Below are 17,287 nucleotides of genomic sequence, written 5' to 3'. Positions count from 1 at the left end.
GCCCGCCCGGGTCCTCCGCCCGCCGGAGGACCCGGGCCCTTCTCCCCTCCCCCTCCCTCCCCTCACCCCCCACGCACCGAGGAGCGATTCGACGTGACCATCACCCAGCCCGACCTGAGCGTCTTCGAGACCCTGGAGTCCGAGGTGCGCAGCTACTGCCGCGGCTGGCCCACCGTCTTCGACCGCGCGCAGGGCAGCCGGATGTTCGACGAGGACGGCCACACGTACCTGGACTTCTTCGCCGGCGCCGGTTCGCTCAACTACGGCCACAACAACCCCGTGCTCAAACGCGCCCTCATCGACTATCTCGAACGGGACGGCGTCACCCACGGGCTCGACATGTCGACGACCGCCAAGCGAGCGTTCCTGGAGTCCTTCCAGAACCTGGTGCTGCGGCCGCGCGACCTGCCGTACAAGGTCATGTTCCCGGGGCCGACCGGCACCAACGCGGTGGAGTCGGCGCTGAAGCTGGCGCGGAAGGTGAAGGGCCGGGAGTCGGTCGTCTCCTTCACCAACGCCTTCCACGGCATGTCGCTCGGCTCGCTCGCCGTCACCGGCAACGCCTTCAAGCGGGCCGGGGCGGGGATCCCGCTGGTGCACGGCACCCCGATGCCGTTCGACAACTACTTCGACGGCACGGTCGAGGACTTCCTGTGGTTCGAGCGGCTCCTGGAGGACCAGGGCTCGGGGCTGAACAAGCCCGCCGCGGTGATCGTGGAGACCGTGCAGGGCGAGGGCGGCATCAACGTCGCCCGCCCGGAGTGGCTGCGCGCGCTCGCCGATCTGTGCGAACGGCAGGACATGCTGCTCATCGTCGACGACATCCAGATGGGCTGCGGTCGTACGGGCGCCTTCTTCTCGTTCGAGGAGGCCGGCATCACGCCCGACATCGTGACCGTCTCGAAGTCCATCAGCGGCTACGGGCTGCCCATGTCGCTCTGCCTGTTCAAGCCGGAGCTGGACATCTGGGAGCCGGGCGAGCACAACGGCACCTTCCGCGGCAACAACCCGGCGTTCGTGACGGCGACCGCCACGCTGGAGGCGTACTGGGCCGACGGCTCCGTCATGGAGAAGCAGACCCGCAAGCGGGGTGAGCAGGTCGAGCAGGCGTTCATCTCCATCACGGAGGAGAACCTCGCCGACGTGAAGGAGTACCGGGGCCGCGGCCTGGTGTGGGGCATGGAGTTCCACGACAAGCAGCGCGCGGGACGGGTGGCCAAGCGGGCCTTCGAACTCGGGCTGCTGATCGAGACGTCCGGCCCGGAGAGCGAGGTCGTCAAGCTGCTGCCCGCCCTCACCATCACCCCCGAAGAGCTGGACGAGGGCCTGCGCGTCCTCGCCCGCGCCGTACGGGAGACCGTCTGACGCCGCACGGGAGACCGTCCGGCGCCGTACGGCGAACCATCTAACTAGGAGGCATCGCACCACCGTGATCGTCCGTTCGTTCAAGGACATCGAAGGAACCGACCGCCATGTGAAGTCGGCGTCCGGCACCTGGGAGAGCAAGCGCATCGTGCTCGCCCGGGAGCGGGTCGGCTTCTCCCTGCACGAGACGACTCTGTACGCGGGTACGGAGACGTCGATGTGGTACGCCAACCACGTCGAGGCCGTCGTGTGCGTCGAGGGCGAGGCCGAGCTCACCGACCAGGAGACCGGGCGGAGTTACACGATCACGCCCGGAACCATGTACCTCCTCGACGGGCACGAGCGGCACACGCTGCGGGTGAAGGAGGACTTCCGCTGCATCTGTGTCTTCAACCCGCCCGTGACCGGCCGGGAGGACCACGACGAGAACGGCGTCTACCCGCTGCTCACCGAGCCCGAGGAGGTGTGACATCACCATGACCACGACCACCACGATGAACACTGCCACCACCGTCCCCGACCTCTACCCCAGCCGTGGGGCCACCGAGGTGTCGGTCCCGCGTCAGGACCCGGTCGTCTGGGGCTCCCCCGGCACGCCCGGCCCCGTCTCCCTCGCCGAACTCCAGGCGTACGAGCGCGACGGCTTCCTCCCCGTCGAGCAGCTGATCGCGCCGGACGAGGTCGCCGTGTACCGGCAGGAGCTGGAGCGGCTCGTCGCCGACCCGGCGATCCGCGCCGACGAGCGCTCGATCGTCGAGCCGAAGTCGCAGGAGATCAGGTCGGTCTTCGAGGTGCACCGGATCAGCGAGCTGTTCGCGCGGTTGGTGCGGGACGAGCGGGTCGTCGGGCGGGCCCGGCAGATCCTCGGCTCGGACGTCTACGTCCACCAGTCGCGGATCAACGTGAAGCCGGGCTTCGGCGCGTCCGGCTTCTACTGGCACTCCGACTTCGAGACCTGGCACGCCGAGGACGGGCTGCCGAACATGCGGACGGTGTCCGTCTCGATCGCCCTGACCGAGAACTACGACACCAACGGCGGTCTGATGATCATGCCGGGGTCGCACCGGACGTTCCTCGGCTGTGCGGGAGCCACCCCGAAGGACAATTACAAGAAGTCGCTGCAGATGCAGGACGCCGGCACCCCGTCCGACGAGGCGCTGACGGCCATGGCGTCGGAGTACGGCATCAAGCTGTTCACCGGCAAGGCCGGTTCGGCGACCTGGTTCGACTGCAACTGCATGCACGGTTCGGGCGACAACATCACACCGTTCCCGCGCAGCAACGTCTTCATCGTCTTCAACAGCGTGGAGAACACGGCCGTGGAGCCGTTCGCGGCGCCGGTACGGCGGCCGGAGTACATCGGCGCCCGGGACTTCACCCCGGTGCGGTGAGCCCACCGCCCCCCTGACGGGGCCGGGCGGTCGCCACCCCTGAGCGACCGCCCGGCCCCTTTCGCGCGTCTACAGCCAGGCCAGCGAGGCCGCCCGTTCCAGTACGTTCCGTGCCGCGCTCTCGTCGCCCGTGACGCCCCTCGGTACCTCCTCCGGAGCGTAACGGCCGCCGACCAAGAGGCAGAAGTCGACGGGATCCAGGCTGAGTTCCGCGTGCACGGGGTCGGTGTCGTCGCCGAGGATCCAGCTGGTGCCGGTGGGCCCGGTGACCTCGAAGAGGACGGGGGGCGCGCCGTGGAGGGCCGGGCCGAGGATGCGGACGGCCAACCGGACCAGGGACCACAGGTGTTCGTCGGGGGGCGGCGGCACGGGGAGACCGAGGGCCCGGCCGATGTCGTCCGTGTGGATCCAGGCCTCGAAGGCGCGGATCACGAAGTGGTCGGCGACCGGCAGCCGCAGGCCCATCACCGTGACGGGCCGGGCGGCGAGTTCGGGGTCGGCGGCCTCGGGGGTGGCGAGCAACGCGGCGGCCTGCGCGGCCCAGGTGGCGACCGTCTGCGCGGGCGTGCGCCCGTGCTCGTGGGCGATGACGTCGGCGGTGTGCCGGGCCCAGGCGTCCTCGGCGGGCGTCCCCTCCGGGATGTGCGAGACGGGCAGCCGCGTGTCGACGCCCAGGCGTACGGCGAGGTGTTCGTCGGCGGCGACGAGGTGGGCGACGGTGGCGTGCGCGTCCCAGTCGTGCACGACCGGGGTGCCCCAGCGGCCCTCCACCTCCGGTACCAGCGCCTGGAGTCCGGCCACGGCCGCGGCGTAGGGCGCCGCGTGGTGGGCGATCTCGGCGGCACGGGGTCGGCGGGAGCGGAGGGCGAGCGAGAGGACGCCGTCGGCGGCCGCGTTCACCGCGCCGTCGGGGCGCCCGTGCACCGCGCCGTCCGGCGGGGCGGTCGTCCCCGGCTCCGGCCGCGGCGTCGCGGACGGCTCCGGTGTGCCGTCCAGCAGTCGTACCGTGTCGCGGAGCCGTTCCGCCTCCGCCCCGCACGACGTGCAGTCGGCCAGGTGCTGGACGACTCCGAGCCGGTCGCCGGGCGGGAGGGCGCCGACGGCCCAGGCGGCCAGCGACTCCCGTACGCCGTCGTGGTCGTTGGTCATCGCGCGCCGCCCTTTCGCCCTGCCACGTCCACGATACGCAGGTGCCGCGCGCTCCGGACGGTCCCGTGCGCCCCCATCACGCGCCCCTTGCCGCTGCCGGGTCCGGTGGGTCCGCGAGGGACTCCGCCAGTGTGCGCAGCGCCGATCGGAGGCGGCTCTTCGCGGTGCCCTCGGGTATGCCCAGTTCGACGGCGGCCTGGCGGTAGGTGCGGCCCGCGAAGTAGGCGAGGTGGACCACCTCCCGCTGGGGGCGGGGGAGTGCGGCGAGGGCGCTGTGCAGCAGGAGGGAGCGCTCGCGGTCGACGAGCGCCTCGGCCGGCTCGGGGGCAGGGTCGGGGATGGCGTGCAGCGCCGAGTCGTCCGCGCGGACGTCCTTGCGGTGCCGGGCCTCGCCGCGCACCCAGTCCACGGCCCGCCGGTGGGCGACCATGGACAGCCAGGTGCGCAGTGAGCCCCGGCGCGCGTCGAAGCCGTACGGCCTGCTCCACAGCTGCGCGAAGACCTCCTGCGCCACGTCCTCGGCGGCCGCCGGGCTGCGGGTGACCCGGACGGCCACCCGCCGGACGAGTCCCCCGTACGCCGCGTACGCCTCACGCAGCGCGGACTCGTCCCCGTACACCAGCCGCCGATGCAACTCCACATCGATGGACGGCTGTTCGAGCGTCGGCTCCACCGGCACCACCACCTCGTGATGCCTTCCTAGCGTCCTGGCGCGGTCCGCGCCAGTGGGTCGGGGAAGTCAGCCGGACAGGACGTCCAGCAGCCGGTCGACGTCCGTTCGCGTGTTGTACAGGTGGAAGGCGGCACGCAGATTCCCGGCACGGTCGGAGAGCTCCACCCCCGCCCGGCTCAATTCCGCCTGCCGCCGCCCCAGTCCGGGCACCGACACGATCGCCGAGCCGGGCGCGGGCACCGGCTCGTGGCCGAGGCGGGCGAGGCCGGCGCGGAAGCGGTCGGCCAGCGCGAGGTCGTGCTCCCGTACGTTCGCCACGCCCAGCTCCTCGATCAGCCCGAGGGAGTGGCGGGCGCCGGCGTACGAGAACAGACTGGGGCTCTCGTCGAACCGGCGGGCGGAGTGGGCGAGTTCCTCGACCGGGCCGTAGCAGCTGTCCCACGGCTCCTCCCCCGCGACCCAGCCGGCGAAGACGGGCGTGAGACCGCCGAGGTCCTCCGGGACGACGAGGAAGGTCACTCCGCGCGGGCAGACGAGCCACTTGAAGGCGACGGCGACGACGTAGTCGTAGGCGTCCGCCCGGATCGGCGACCAGCCGGCGGACTGCGACGCGTCGACGTAGGTGCGCGCCCCGTGCGTCCGCGCGGCCTCGCGGACCGCGTCCAGGTCGGCGAGGCGGCCGTCGGCGGACTGGACGGCGCTCACCGCGACGAGTGCCGTGCCGGGACGCACCGACTCGGCGACGCGCTCCAGTGGCACCTGACGCACCTTGAGGTCGCCGCGCACATGGAAGGGGTTCACGAGGGACGCGAACTCGCCCTCGGCGGTCAGCACCTCGGCGCCCGCCGGCAGCGCGGCGGCGATCAGCCCGCTGTAGACGGCCACGGAGGCACCGGCCGCCACGCGGCGGTCGGACACCCCGACGATCCGCCCGAACGCGGCGCGCGCGGCCTCCACGTCGGCGAACATGTCCTGCGGCCGGCCGTCCGCCACGGACTGCACACCGGCTTTCATCGCGTCGACCGCGCGGGCGGGCAGCAGCCCGGTGCTGGCGGTGTTCAGGTAGGTGTTCTTCGGGGCGAACTCGGCGCGAACGAGGCTCTCGAAGGTCTCCATGCGACCACTGTGGGGCCGGGCCGACCCCACGTCCATTGAGACGTTGTGCGCCATGCCCCCAAGCAACGCTTATGCATGGGGGCTGACCTGCGCCTCGGCGTCCGGTCCCCCTACTGAGGCACGGCACACCCGTCCGGCCCGCAGGCCTCCGCGTCCTGCCCCGCCACGACCTGCAACGGCGCGGGCCGCTCCCCCCATGCCTGCGCGAGCGCCTTCTCGAAGACCTCCGCGGGCTGGGCCCCGGAGACCCCGTACTTCCGGTCCAGCACGAAGAACGGCACCCCGTTCGCCCCCAGCTCCGCCGCCTCGCGCTCGTCCGCGCGGACGGCGTCCGCGTACGCGTCGGGGTCGGCCAGCACCTTGCGCGCGGCCTGCTCGTCGAGCCCCGCCTCGACGGCCAGCTCGACCAGATACTCGTCCGCGTCGACGTACACGGACCGCTCCTCCGCGAAGTTCGCCCGGTAGAAGGCCTGGAGCAGCTCGCTCTGCCGTCCCTGGTCCTTGGCGAAGTGGATCAGTCGGTGCATGTCGAAGGTGCTGCCGTGGTCGCGGCCCTCGGCCCGGTAGGCGAGCCCCTCGGCCGCCGCCTGCTCCCGGAGGTTGTGCTCACCGGCCTGGGCCTGCGCCATGCTCATCCCGTACTTCTTGGTCAGCATGGTGAGCACGGGCTGCACGTCGTCCTTGGCACGTCCCGGGTCGAGCTCGAAGGAGCGGTGCACCACCTCGACACCGTCGCGGTGCGGGAAGGCCGCGAGCGCCTTCTCGAAGCGGGCCTTGCCCACGTAGCACCAGGGGCAGGCGATGTCGCTCCAGATCTCGACGCGCATGGTGTCAGCTCTCTCCAGGTCGTACGGGTACGGAGGCGCCCTCCGCCTCCTCGGTCGATGAACGTTCAAGCAGCGCGGCTCATTCCCCGGTCAGCTGCCGTTGCGCAGGTCCTTCGGCCAGTTCGGGCGGAACTCGATCTCGTCATAGGTGACCACGCAGCCCTCGCCCATCGGGGACTGCGTCATGAAGCCGACCAGGGCGGCGCCGCTCTCCCGCTCGCCGGCCAGGGTGAAGAGGCGGACGAAGGTCCACCGCTTGCCGTCGCGGGAGGCGTGGAAGGCGAAGGCGCGGCCGGTGCGGCTCACCCTGAGCCAGACCGAACTGCCCTCGACGGTGAAGGAGTTGGCGTCGTCCGAATGCCCACGGGTGACCACCGTGCACACGGTCGGCACGTCGGGTGAGTTCTCCAGGCAGAGCTTGGCCCAGGCCCGCTCCCCCACGTGCACGTACAGCACGCCCGCGTCGAACCCGGCGGCGAAGCCGACGGTGACGCGGGCGATCAGCTGGAAGTCCCCCTCCGGCGCCCCCAACAGCCGGGGCGCGTCCGATTTCGGGTCGAGCCCCTCGTCCGTGGGCGGCACGAAACGGTCCTGCCGGGCACCGGCCCACCCGGTGAGCACGCCGTCCTCGTAGGACCAGTGCCCATCGGGGCCATATGTGCGAAGAGGGAAAGGGAGTTCGGGAATTTCGACGTCCATCGGGGGATTCTCGCAGCTCCCGGCCCCCGCCCGCGCCCCCTTCGGAGGCGCGGGCCCGGGGTGATGTGCGGCTGCGCCGCTACCGCTCCAGAACGCCGTTGAACCGCCGCGGCAGCCCCAGCGGGTTCTCGTCCCGAAGCTCCGGCGGCAGCAGAGCCTCGGGCGCGCCCTGGTACGCCACCGGCCGCAGCCACCGCTCGATCGCCGTACCGCCCACCGAGGTGGACGTGGAGGTCGTCGCCGGGTACGGCCCACCGTGGTGCTGGGCCGCCGCCACGGCCACACCCGTCGGCCAGCCGTTGACGAGGACACGCCCGGCCAGCGGCGTCAGCTCGGCCAGCAGCTCCGGTCCGCGCCCTCCCTCGGCCGCCTCCTCGCCCGACACGTGCACCGTCGCGGTGAGGTTGCCCGGCAGCCGGGACAGCACCGTCTTGGCCTCGTCCTCGTCCTCGTAGCGGGCCACGACCGTGAGCGGCCCGAAGCACTCCTCCAGGAGCAGATCGTGCTCGCCCTCGACCGCCAGCTTGCCCGCGGGGACGGTCAGGAACCCGGGGCTGACCGTGTGGTCGCCGCCCGCGCCCGCGGTCACCGGCGACTCCACGTCCGGCAGTTCGGCACGCTCGGCGACCCCGGCGAGGAAGTTGTCACGCATCCGGTGGTCCAGCAGGACCCCGGAGCCGACGTCGCTGACCGCGTCGGTGAGCGACTTCAGCAGCCGGTCACCGGCGTCGCCGGCGGGCGCCAGCACCAGGCCCGGCTTCACGCAGAACTGGCCGACACCGAGCGTCATCGACCCGGCGAGCCCGGCGCCGATCGTCTCGGCGCGCTCGGCGGCGGCGGCCTCGGTGATGAGGACGGGGTTGAGGGAGCCCAGCTCGCCGTGGAACGGGATCGGCACGGGGCGCGCGGCCGCCGCGTCGAAGAGGGCACGGCCGCCGCGTACCGAACCGGTGAAGCCGGCGGCGCTGACGAGCGGGTGCTTGACCAGCTCGACGCCCGCCTCGAAGCCGTGCACGAGGCCGAGGACGCCCTCGGGGATGCCGTGCTCGGCGGCGGCCCGGCGCAGCACGATCGCGACCAGCTCGGACAGGGCCGGGTGGTCGGGGTGGGCCTTGACGACGACCGGGCAGCCGGCGGCCAGCGCGCTCGCGGTGTCACCGCCGGGGACGGAGAAGGCGAAGGGGAAGTTGGAGGCCGAGTAGACGGCCACGACGCCGAGCGGGACCTTGTAGCGACGCAGGTCCGGGATGGGCGGGGTGGCGGTGTCGTCGGGGTGATTGATCACCACGTCGAGGAAGGCGCCCTCGTCGACGATGTCGGCGAAGGCCCGCAGCTGGTAGCAGGTGCGGGCGAGTTCGCCGGTGAGCCGGACCGGGCCGAGCGCCGTCTCGGCGTCGGCGACCTCGACGAGCTGGTCCTTGGCCGCCTGTAGCTGATCGGCGGCGGTGCGCAGGAAGGCCGCGCGGACCGTGCGGTCGGCCAGGGAGGCGCGGGCGGCGTGCGCCGCCCGGACGGCGGCGTCCACCTCCTGGGCTGTGGCCTCCACCGCAACCTGCTCGCGCTGCTTCCCGGTACGGGGGTCGACACTCCAGACTGGTGCTGCTGCCACCGCGGGTTCCTCCACGTATTTCTGGATCGATTCCCAGGGGTATATCTGGGTCATTCACCAGCGTCGTTCGATATGCTGAACGCCGTCTCTGATGATGAATATTCTGTCGGAGACTATATCTTCAGCTTCTCGCCGAACGAAGGGGTCAAGGGCGATGACGGCAGTGGAGACGGGCGGCGGAGCACAGGTCAAATCGGCGGTAAGGACCGTTGAGCTGCTCGAATACTTCGCCGGACGCCCCGGTATGCATTCCCTGGCGGCGGTCCAGGAAGCCGTCGGATATCCCAAGTCGAGTCTGTACATGTTGCTGCGCACCCTTGTGGAGCTGGGCTGGGTGGAGACCGACGCGACGGGCACGCGGTACGGCATCGGCGTCCGGGCGCTGCTCGTGGGCACGTCGTACATCGACGGCGACGAGGTGGTGGCGCTGGCCCGGCCGACGCTGGACCGGCTGTCGGACGACACCACCGAGACGATCCACCTGGCCCGGCTCGACGGCACCAACGTCGTCTATCTCGCCACCCGCCAGTCGCAGCACTATCTGCGCCCCTTCACCCGGGTCGGCCGCCGGCTGCCCGCCCACTCCACCTCGCTCGGCAAGGCGCTGCTGGCCACCCACACCGACGAGCAGGTCCGCAAGATGCTCCCGGAGACCCTGCCGGCGCTGACCGAGCACACGATCACCGACCGGGAACGGCTCATCGAGGAGCTGCGCCAGATCCGCGAGCAGGGGTTCTCGGTGGACCGCGAGGAGAACACGCTCGGGCTGCGCTGCTTCGGGGTGGCGATCCCCTACCGCACCCCGGCCCGCGACGCGATCAGCTGCTCCGTCCCGGTGGCCCGGCTGACCCCGGCGCACGAGCAGCTGGTCAAGGACGCCCTCTTCGACGCCCGCGACCGGCTGACGCTGGCGACCCGCAGACTCTGATCCGGGCTTGTGGCAACCCCGGCTTCATGAGGACCCCATGAGAAAGCCGGGCCGATGGAACGATCGATCGCATCCCGCTCGTCCTTCCGGGTGCGATGAACAAGACGATCAGGCGCTCCGCCGTCCTCACCCTGCTGCTCGTGCTCGCCCTGCTGGTCAGGGCGACATGGGTGCAGTTCTACGACGGCACGGCACTCGCGGACGACCAGAACAACCGGCGCAACGCGATCAAGACGTACGCGGACCCGCTGGGGAACATCATCGTGGCCGGCGAGTCGATCACCGGCTCCGCCCGCACCAAGGGCAGCGACCTCGCGTACAAGCGCACGTACACGGACGGCGAGCTGTACGCGGCGGTCACCGGATACGCCTCGCAGGCCTACGCGCCCACGCAACTGGAGGGCGTCTACCAGGACCTGCTCGACGGCACTGATCTCCGGCTGCGGACCGTGATGGACACGGTGACCGGTCAGCGCGCCGACCCGGGCAATGTGATCACCACGATCGACCCGGCCGTGCAGAAGGCCGCGTTCGAGGCGCTCGGCGACAAGAAGGGCGCGGCCGTCGCGATCGACCCGGCCACGGGGAAGATCCTCGCGGTGGTGTCGACGCCGTCGTACGACCCCTCCTCCCTCACCGACGCGGGCACCGCCGGTACGGCCTGGAAGAAGCTCAACGCGGACGAGGACAAGCCGCTGACCAACCGGGCGCTGCGCCAGCCGCTGCCGCCGGGGTCGACGTTCAAGCTGGTCGTGGCGGCGGCCGCGCTGGAGGACGGGCTGTACGGGTCGGTGGACGAGAAGACGGTCAGCCCCGACCCGTACACGCTGCCGGAGACCGAGACGGAGCTGTCCAACGAGAACCCGAGCGCGCCCTGCGAGAACGCCACGATCCGTACGGCGCTGCAGTACTCGTGCAACAACGTCTTCGCGAAGATGGCCGTCGACCTCGGGCAGGACAAGGTGCGGGCGACGGCCGAGAAGTTCGGCTTCGACGACGAGACGCAGGACGTGCCGGTGCGGGCGTACGAGAGTGTCTATCCGTCGGACATGAACAAGTCCTCCACGGCCCTGACGGGTATCGGCCAGTACGACGTCACCGCGACGCCGCTGCAGATGGCGATGGTGTCGGCGGCGATCGCGAACGGCGGCAAGCTGGTCTCGCCGCACATGGTGTCGCAGATCACCGACGGCGGCGGTGACGTCCTGGAGGACTACGACTCCGAGGCGGGCACGAAGGAGATCATGAGCTCCGACACGGCCGAGCAGTTGCAGTCGGCGATGCGGACGGTCGTCGAGGACGGAACGGGCACCAACGCGCGGATCGGCGGGGCGACGGTGGGCGGCAAGACCGGTACGGCCCAGCACGGCGAGAACAACAGCAAGACGCCGTACGCCTGGTTCACCTCGTACGCGAAGGCCGACGGCAAGGAGGTCGCCGTCGCGGTCGTCGTCGAGCAGTCGAACGCGGCGCGGTCGGAGGTCAGCGGCAACGGGCTGGCGGCGCCGGTGGCGAAGGCGGTCATGGAGGCCGCGCTGAAGAACTGACGGCCGGAGGACCGAAGAGCCGAAAGGCCGAAGGACCACCTGAATGAGAAGGGCCGCCCTCACTCCCCCCGGAGGGCGGCCCTTCGTCCTCGTCCGCGGGCCGTTACCGCACGCCGAACAGCTGCTGGATCGGGTTGATCGCGAAGTACACCAGGAACAGCGCCGAGGTCGCCCACAGCAGCCAGTGGATCTCCTTCGCCTTGCCCAGGACCGTCTTGATGAGGACGAAGGCGAGGAAGCCGGCGCCGATGCCGTTGGTGATGGAGTAGGTGAACGGCATCACCGCGATGGTGAGGAACGCCGGGATCGCGATCTCGTACCTGTCCCAGTCGATGTTCTTGACCTGGGTCATCATCAGGAAGCCGACGGCGACGAGCGCGGGCGCGGCGGCCTGCATGGGGACGATGGTCAGCAGCGGGGTGAGGAAGAGCGCCACCGCGAAGAGGCCGCCGGTGATCAGGTTGGAGAACCCGGTGCGGGAGCCCTCGCCGACGCCGGCCGCGGACTCGATGTAGGAGGTCGCGGAGGACGAGGAGGCCGCGCCGCCCGCGACGGCGGCGGCGCCGTCGATGAGGAGGACCCGCCCGAGGTTCGGGACCTTGCCCTCCTCGTCGAGCAGGCCCGCCTCGGCGGTGATGCCGACGACCGTGCCCATGGTGTCGAAGAAGTCCGAGAGCAGCAGGGTGAAGATCAGCAGGACGACCGTGATGACGGTGGTCTCGCCGAACGACCCGAAGAGGCTGAAGTCGCCGATCAGTCCGAACTCGGGGGCGGCGACGATGTCGTCGGGGACCTTCGGGGTGGTCAGGCCCCAGCTCTTGATGTCGGCCACCGAGTTGATCACGATCGCAACGACCGTCATCGTCAGGATGCTGATCAGGATCGCACCCTTCACCTTGCGGGCGAGCAGCGCGACGGTCAGCAGGACACCGGCGCAGAAGACCAGGATGGGCCAGCCGGACAGCGCGCCGCCGGCGCCGAGTTGCACCGGCACGGTGGTGTTCGCGATGTCCGGGATACGGGTGACGAACCCGGCGTCGACGAACCCGATGAAGGCGATGAACAGGCCGATGCCGACACTGATCGCCTGCTTCAGCGGCTGCGGAATGGCGTGCATGACGGCCTCGCGCAGGCCGGTCACCACCAGGACGCAGATCAGCAGGCCTTCGAGGACGACCAGGCCCATCGCGTCGGACCAGCTCATCAGCGGGGCTATCTGGAAGGCGACGACGGCGTTGAGGCCGAGGCCCGCGGCGAGGGCGAGCGGGAGGTTCCCTCCGACGCCCATGATGATCGTCATCACGGCGGCCACGAGGGCGGTCGCGGTGACGAGTTCGGCGCCGTCGAGGGTGTGGCCGTACTTGTCCTTCGCGCTGCCGAGGATGATGGGATTCAGGACAAGGATGTACGCCATCGTGAAGAACGTGGCGAAGCCGCCGCGTATCTCACGGGCGAAGGTGGACCCCCGGGCGCTGATCTTGAAGAAGCGATCGACGCTGTTCGCCCCGGGTGGCTCGGCTGCGGGCCGGTCGGCCACCTTCTGTGCGTCGGACATGAACGGTGCTCCTAGTGACATGCGTGGTCTACGCGCGGATGCTGGCTGGATTGTTCCCCTGTTGAACCCGATTCAGGTTTTCACCGTGTTACGGAATCGGAGTTCGCCCTGCAAGACGGCGTTCGAAGCCTCGTACGAACCCCCTTCACGATCACTGCTACTCTTCCGGATCTCGTCGGGGGTCGACCCCGGACGACCACATGTCATTCACATGACACGCACAGTGAGCCGGCTCGGCCGCTGTGGGCCGCAGCGAGAAGAGAGGTCCCCGTGGGCACTGTCGTCGACGACGCAGCCTCCGTGGAGTTCCACGCCTTCTTCGAACGGCACTATGCCGAACTGTCGCGTCTGGCACACCTGTTGACGGGTGAGGCCGACGCCGCCGACGACCTGGCCGCGGACGCGTTGCTCGCGATGTGGCACCGCTGGGACCGGGTCCGAGCGGCGGACCACCCGGTGGCGTACGCCCGTGGCGTCGTCGCCAACCTGGCCCGCACCCGGATCCGCAGCGCGGTCCGTGAGCGCCGCAGGATCACCCTGTTCTGGTCGCAGCGCGAGGAGAAGACCGAGAATCCCGACGTGGCCGGCGTGGTCGACGTCCAGTCGGCGCTGCGCAGGCTGCCGTTCCGCAAGCGGGCCTGTGTGGTCCTGCGTCATGCCTTCGACCTCTCGGAGAAGGACACGGCGCTCGCCCTCGGCGTCTCGGTCGGTACGGTGAAGAGCCAGACGTCCAAGGGGATGGCCGAGCTGCAGAAGCTGCTCGGCACCGAGAACGCGCCGAATCGGATGCACGCGGGCATCACGGGCGCGGGCGTCACGGAGGCACGCGTGACCGGCGCGGGCGTGAGCGGCACCGGAGGAAGGGACCGATGAGGGACGTGCACGAGGAGCTGCGCGCCCGGCTGCGCGAGTCGGCCGAGGCGCACGAGCCCGACCGCGCCCGCATCCTGGCCCGGATCGAACGCGGTATGGCCGCCCCCGAGGAGCGCCGGAGCCGCGAGGCGACCCGGCCGCCGCTGTGGGGCTGGGTGCGGGTGGTCACCGCCACCGCCGGGGTCGCGGGCGTGCTCGCGGTCGGCGGCTACGCGGTCGCCTCCGCGGTGAAGGGCGAGGAGACGACGCCGGCCGACCGGACGGTCGTGGTCTCCCCGACCCCGGTCGACTCCCCCGCCGCCACGAGCCGGGCCCCGAGCCGGCCGGACCGCCCGAGCCCGAGCACCGGCGGGGAACGCGAGGAGAACCCCGGCCCGACGCCGTCGAAGAGCCCGTCGACCGAGGACACGACGGCGCCGAAGCTGCCCACCGCAGGGAACGAGGAGGACGGCCCGCTCTGGTCGGACGGCTCCGTCGACCCGCACAGCAACGACTTCTGGGCGCAGAGCAACCTCACCCTGAAGACCAGTGAGCAACTCACCGAGTTGACCGTCCGGCTGACGATCGCCCAGACCGGCGGGGTCTCCTCGGCCGGCGCCTGGCGGTCGTTGCCGGAGCAGGACTTCGACCTCACGGTCGCGTCCGACGACGGGTTCCTGGTCTACACCTGGGTGCTCAAGGACGGACGCACGGTCCCGAAGGGCGAGTTCGTCTTCGCCGGGCAGTACAACCACGAGCGCGGTGGCCGTGACGCGGGCGACGACCGCTACACGATGACCGCGAGGGCGGGCGGCGAGGACCTCACGGTGGGCGGGGATTTCGAGGGCCAGGGCGACGGCGACGACGACAACGACTCCTCGGACGAGGGCGATTCGTAGCGGATCCTCACGGGAGGGATCCGTGAAGAAGTTCTCGTGAAAAAGATCTGTGGGCGCGGCAACCCTTTCTCCACCGGTGGCGACCAGTAGGCGCAAGAGTCACCATCATCGAGGGATCGGGTACATGACCGCACCTGCAGAACAGCGCGTCCGGCACCGCCGTCGGGTCACGGGCCGGAGGGCCGTGATCGGCTCGGTGGCCGCCCTCGCCCTCACCGGCGGGGCGCTCGTCACGACGTCGCTGCTGTCCCCCGCCGACGCCGCCGCCACCTGGCCGACGGCCAAGGGCAGCAAGGCCGTCTCCTCGACGATCAAGGTGAAGGGCACCTACGACGGCAAGCTGAGGAAGTTCTTCGGCAAGGGCGCGCTCGGCGGCGGCGGCCAGGACGAGGGGCAGGACCCGGTCTTCGAGCTGGCCGACGGCGCCGTCCTCAAGAACGTGATCATCGGTCTTCCGGGGGCGGACGGGGTGCACTGCAAGGGCAGTTGCACCCTGCAGAACGTGTGGTGGCTGGATGTCGGCGAGGACGCGGCCAGCTTCAAGGGCACGTCGTCGAAGGCCGTGTACAAGGTCGTCGGCGGGGGCGCGAAGAAGGCCTCGGACAAGGTGTTCCAGTTCAACGGCGCCGGCAGGCTCAGCATCACCGGTTTCCGGGTGCAGGACTCCGGCAAGCTGGTGCGCTCCTGCGGCAACTGCAAGAAGCAGTACAAGCGCACGATCGTGCTGAGCGACATCGACGTCGTGGCGCCCCTGAAGGCGATCGTCGGCGTGAACGCCAACTACCGCGACACCGCGACGCTCTCGAAGATCCGCATCCACGGTGACCCGAAGAAGAAGGTCAAGACCTGCGTGCGCTTCAAGGGCAACAGCTCGGGCAAGGAGCCGACCCAGATCGGCGTCGGCGCGGACGGGACCACCTGCAAGTTCCCGTCATCCGCCATCACCTACAAGTGAGCCCTTCGCCAAGAAGGGGACGGGGGCGTGCGCGTTCGCGGGCGGGCGGGCGCGGGTATCCATCAAGGACTGGGTCTCGCCGGTACCGGGCGGACAACCACACCCTCCTCCACGGCGTCCCTGCAAGTGCGTGGAAGTCGAACACCAGTGAGGACGACGTACTGACACTCGACATCGTCAGTGGTTCGAGCGGCACGGGCCTCCTCGGTCCGGGCTCCTCGTTCGACTGCGTGGGCCTGCCGGCCCGAGCCCCCCTCGGCCGGCAGCTGGTGCCGACCGGAGCCCCCCTCGGGGTCGGCACGAAGAACGCCCCCCGCCGGTGACGACCGGCGGGGGGCGCCTTCTTCTCGCCCTGCGCGTTCCTTCCTCGCGCGGCGGGTCAGTTCATCGTCGCGCCGATGGCCTTGGAGCCCGTGGTGAGGAACGTCGTGATCGGCAGGGACCCGTCCGTGCGCCGGGCGGCGTAGGCGGTGGCCGCGTCCGTGGAACGGAAGGCCGGCGTGGTGATGCCGCTGTCCCAGTTGTTGGCGGCCGAGACCGTGGCGGAGCCCTGCTTCGCCTTCCCCGTCCCGTTGCCCACCGCGAGGTTCCGCGCCAGCCGGGCCTTGCCGGTGGCGAAGTAGAACCCGTTGGCCTTGTTGCCGTACGCCGTGTTCCGGTTCAGCAGGATCGCGCCGGTGTTGGAGTTCTCGGTGAACCCGTGCAGCGTGTTGTCCCAGGCCGCGTTGTTGTTGACCGCGTGCGCGACCGAGGCCCCGCCGCCGCCGAGCTTGAACCCGTTGCCGTTGCCCTGGAACGCGGAGTCCTTCCAGCGGTTCCTGCCGTTGCCGAAGGCCCAGGAGTGGTCGATGGTGACGGGCGAGGAGAACTGCCAGAGGTCGAGGCCGTCGTCCGCGTTGCCGTGGAGGCGCGCTCCGGTGATCCTGTTGCCGGTGCCGGAGCCGAACTTCACCGCGATGCCGTCGGCGTTCTGGCCGTGGGTGGCGGCGTCGTAGTTGCCGTGACTGTCCAGGTTCCGTACGAGGTTGTCCGTCGTGCCGTCCCCGCGCAGCGTGAAGCCGGAGTCGCCGTTGTTCGCGGTCACCAGGTTCTCGAAGATCCCGCCGACCGAGGACGTGGCGACCAGGCCCTGCGCCGGGGAGTTCTGGAAGGTGATGCCGGAGACCGTCCAGTGGTCGCCGTAGATCCCGGCGAGCCAGGAGCCGGCGGGCAGCGCGGACCCGTCGATCCTGACCTTCTCGCCGCGGTGAGCGGTGAGCGTGATCCGGGCGGTGGGGGTGCCGTTCGCGGTGGACTTCAGGGTCCGCGTCGGCCGGTAGGTGCCGGCGCGGACCTGGATCGTCGTACCCGCCCGGGCGCCGGCCACGGCCGCCTCCAGCGACGCGGTGCTGGAGACGGTGACGGTGGTGGCGGCGGCCTGGGCACCGTCGTGCGTGAGGCCGAGGTGGACGCCGCCGGCCCCCGCGGCGACGGACACGGCGGCGGCGATCGACAGGGTCCGGGTTCTACGGTGGCGTCCATAGGTCTGACGCACGGGTGTTCCTTTCGCAGGGGACGCGTCTTCGGGAGACGAGGAACGAAGCGGGCCGGAGGGGCCGCCCCGGCCCGCTTCTGATCACTGGTCGCCGCCCGCCGGGAAAGGGTTGCCGCGCCCCCGCGAAATCGCTCGAAAGTTTCGCCGGGAGTCTTCACACGCACACCGATTGACGCCCTGAAGCGCAC

The 17,287-nt window shown here is 70.7% G+C and carries 16 protein-coding genes; 8 read left to right on the top strand and 8 right to left on the bottom strand.

The annotated features are described in order from the left end of the window. The first annotated feature begins 93 nt into the window (after positions 1–93). The 3 genes from ectB (at position 94) to thpD (ending at position 2,756) form a co-directional block, all read left to right on the top strand. On the top strand, positions 94–1,365 hold the full coding sequence (ectB, locus tag RM704_RS18130) for a diaminobutyrate--2-oxoglutarate transaminase (RefSeq protein WP_033529159.1): 1,272 nt from the start codon (positions 94–96) through the stop codon (positions 1,363–1,365). Positions 1,366–1,429: 64 nt separating this feature from the next. Next, positions 1,430–1,834: an ectoine synthase gene (locus RM704_RS18125; protein ID WP_033529158.1), complete on the top strand. Its 405-nt coding sequence runs from the start codon at positions 1,430–1,432 to the stop codon at positions 1,832–1,834. A gap of 7 nt (positions 1,835–1,841) precedes the next feature. Then, positions 1,842–2,756, top strand: coding sequence for an ectoine hydroxylase (thpD, locus tag RM704_RS18120; protein ID WP_192829731.1), 915 nt, complete (start codon positions 1,842–1,844; stop codon positions 2,754–2,756). A gap of 69 nt (positions 2,757–2,825) precedes the next feature. On the opposite strand, the gene RM704_RS18115 is transcribed toward thpD, so the two are convergent. From RM704_RS18115 to RM704_RS18090, 6 genes are all read right to left on the bottom strand, one after another. Beyond that, positions 2,826–3,905: a maleylpyruvate isomerase family mycothiol-dependent enzyme gene (locus RM704_RS18115; protein WP_033529157.1), complete on the bottom strand. Its 1,080-nt coding sequence runs from the start codon at positions 3,903–3,905 to the stop codon at positions 2,826–2,828. Between the two features lie 76 nt (positions 3,906–3,981). Further along, positions 3,982–4,590, bottom strand: a complete 609-nt coding sequence (locus RM704_RS18110) for an RNA polymerase sigma factor (protein WP_033529156.1) — start codon at positions 4,588–4,590, stop codon at positions 3,982–3,984. Positions 4,591–4,644: 54 nt separating this feature from the next. Next, positions 4,645–5,694, bottom strand: coding sequence for an aminotransferase class V-fold PLP-dependent enzyme (locus RM704_RS18105; protein ID WP_033529155.1), 1,050 nt, complete (start codon positions 5,692–5,694; stop codon positions 4,645–4,647). A gap of 110 nt (positions 5,695–5,804) precedes the next feature. Then, positions 5,805–6,521, bottom strand: coding sequence for a DsbA family oxidoreductase (locus RM704_RS18100; RefSeq protein ID WP_033529154.1), 717 nt, complete (start codon positions 6,519–6,521; stop codon positions 5,805–5,807). Between the two features lie 90 nt (positions 6,522–6,611). Further along, positions 6,612–7,220, bottom strand: coding sequence for a DUF1349 domain-containing protein (locus RM704_RS18095; protein ID WP_033529153.1), 609 nt, complete (start codon positions 7,218–7,220; stop codon positions 6,612–6,614). A 79-nt stretch (positions 7,221–7,299) separates the two neighbouring features. Further along, complete coding sequence (locus tag RM704_RS18090; protein ID WP_078937250.1) at positions 7,300–8,829, bottom strand: aldehyde dehydrogenase (NADP(+)); 1,530 nt, start codon at positions 8,827–8,829, stop codon at positions 7,300–7,302. Positions 8,830–8,983: 154 nt separating this feature from the next. Here RM704_RS18090 and RM704_RS18085 point away from each other — a divergent pair, with 154 nt between their 5' ends. Beyond that, entirely contained in the window at positions 8,984–9,757 is a 774-nt protein-coding gene (locus tag RM704_RS18085) for an IclR family transcriptional regulator (RefSeq protein WP_033529151.1), read from the top strand. A 95-nt stretch (positions 9,758–9,852) separates the two neighbouring features. Further along, positions 9,853–11,304: a peptidoglycan D,D-transpeptidase FtsI family protein gene (locus RM704_RS18080; RefSeq protein WP_033529150.1), complete on the top strand. Its 1,452-nt coding sequence runs from the start codon at positions 9,853–9,855 to the stop codon at positions 11,302–11,304. A 103-nt stretch (positions 11,305–11,407) separates the two neighbouring features. Here RM704_RS18080 and RM704_RS18075 read toward each other — a convergent pair whose 3' ends face one another. Then, positions 11,408–12,859 (bottom strand): NCS2 family permease, encoded by a 1,452-nt coding sequence (locus RM704_RS18075; RefSeq protein WP_033529149.1) that lies wholly within the window; start codon positions 12,857–12,859, stop codon positions 11,408–11,410. Positions 12,860–13,129: 270 nt separating this feature from the next. Between RM704_RS18075 and RM704_RS18070 the strand changes: the two genes are divergently transcribed. From RM704_RS18070 to RM704_RS18060, 3 genes are all read left to right on the top strand, one after another. Continuing rightward, positions 13,130–13,732 (top strand): SigE family RNA polymerase sigma factor, encoded by a 603-nt coding sequence (locus RM704_RS18070; RefSeq protein ID WP_033529148.1) that lies wholly within the window; start codon positions 13,130–13,132, stop codon positions 13,730–13,732. Next, positions 13,729–14,610, top strand: coding sequence for a hypothetical protein (locus RM704_RS18065; RefSeq protein WP_033529147.1), 882 nt, complete (start codon positions 13,729–13,731; stop codon positions 14,608–14,610). The genes RM704_RS18070 and RM704_RS18065 overlap by 4 nt, the downstream gene beginning before the upstream one ends. A 124-nt stretch (positions 14,611–14,734) precedes the next feature. Beyond that, positions 14,735–15,565 (top strand): pectate lyase, encoded by an 831-nt coding sequence (locus RM704_RS18060; protein ID WP_033529146.1) that lies wholly within the window; start codon positions 14,735–14,737, stop codon positions 15,563–15,565. A gap of 379 nt (positions 15,566–15,944) precedes the next feature. Here RM704_RS18060 and RM704_RS18055 read toward each other — a convergent pair whose 3' ends face one another. Beyond that, entirely contained in the window at positions 15,945–17,099 is a 1,155-nt protein-coding gene (locus tag RM704_RS18055; RefSeq protein WP_033529145.1) for a right-handed parallel beta-helix repeat-containing protein, read from the bottom strand. Between the last annotated feature and the right edge of the window lie 188 nt (positions 17,100–17,287).

This window comes from Streptomyces gottesmaniae, assembly GCF_031845845.1.
GTDB classification, from domain to species: domain Bacteria; phylum Actinomycetota; class Actinomycetes; order Streptomycetales; family Streptomycetaceae; genus Streptomyces; species Streptomyces akebiae.
This window is presented reverse-complemented; position numbering and strand designations above follow the sequence as displayed.

What these genes read in the sequence shown, in the direction of transcription:
- RM704_RS18075 (WP_033529149.1), bottom strand. Translation starts at nt 12,859, where the DNA reads ATGTCCGACGCACAGAAGGTGGCCGACCGGCCCGCAGCCGAGCCACCC.
- RM704_RS18065 (WP_033529147.1), top strand. Translation starts at nt 13,729, where the DNA reads ATGAGGGACGTGCACGAGGAGCTGCGCGCCCGGCTGCGCGAGTCGGCC.
- thpD (WP_192829731.1), top strand. Translation starts at nt 1,842, where the DNA reads ATGACCACGACCACCACGATGAACACTGCCACCACCGTCCCCGACCTC.
- RM704_RS18060 (WP_033529146.1), top strand. Translation starts at nt 14,735, where the DNA reads ATGACCGCACCTGCAGAACAGCGCGTCCGGCACCGCCGTCGGGTCACG.
- RM704_RS18100 (WP_033529154.1), bottom strand. Translation starts at nt 6,521, where the DNA reads ATGCGCGTCGAGATCTGGAGCGACATCGCCTGCCCCTGGTGCTACGTG.
- RM704_RS18095 (WP_033529153.1), bottom strand. Translation starts at nt 7,220, where the DNA reads ATGGACGTCGAAATTCCCGAACTCCCTTTCCCTCTTCGCACATATGGC.
- RM704_RS18085 (WP_033529151.1), top strand. Translation starts at nt 8,984, where the DNA reads ATGACGGCAGTGGAGACGGGCGGCGGAGCACAGGTCAAATCGGCGGTA.
- RM704_RS18105 (WP_033529155.1), bottom strand. Translation starts at nt 5,694, where the DNA reads ATGGAGACCTTCGAGAGCCTCGTTCGCGCCGAGTTCGCCCCGAAGAAC.
- RM704_RS18115 (WP_033529157.1), bottom strand. Translation starts at nt 3,905, where the DNA reads ATGACCAACGACCACGACGGCGTACGGGAGTCGCTGGCCGCCTGGGCC.
- RM704_RS18080 (WP_033529150.1), top strand. Translation starts at nt 9,853, where the DNA reads ATGAACAAGACGATCAGGCGCTCCGCCGTCCTCACCCTGCTGCTCGTG.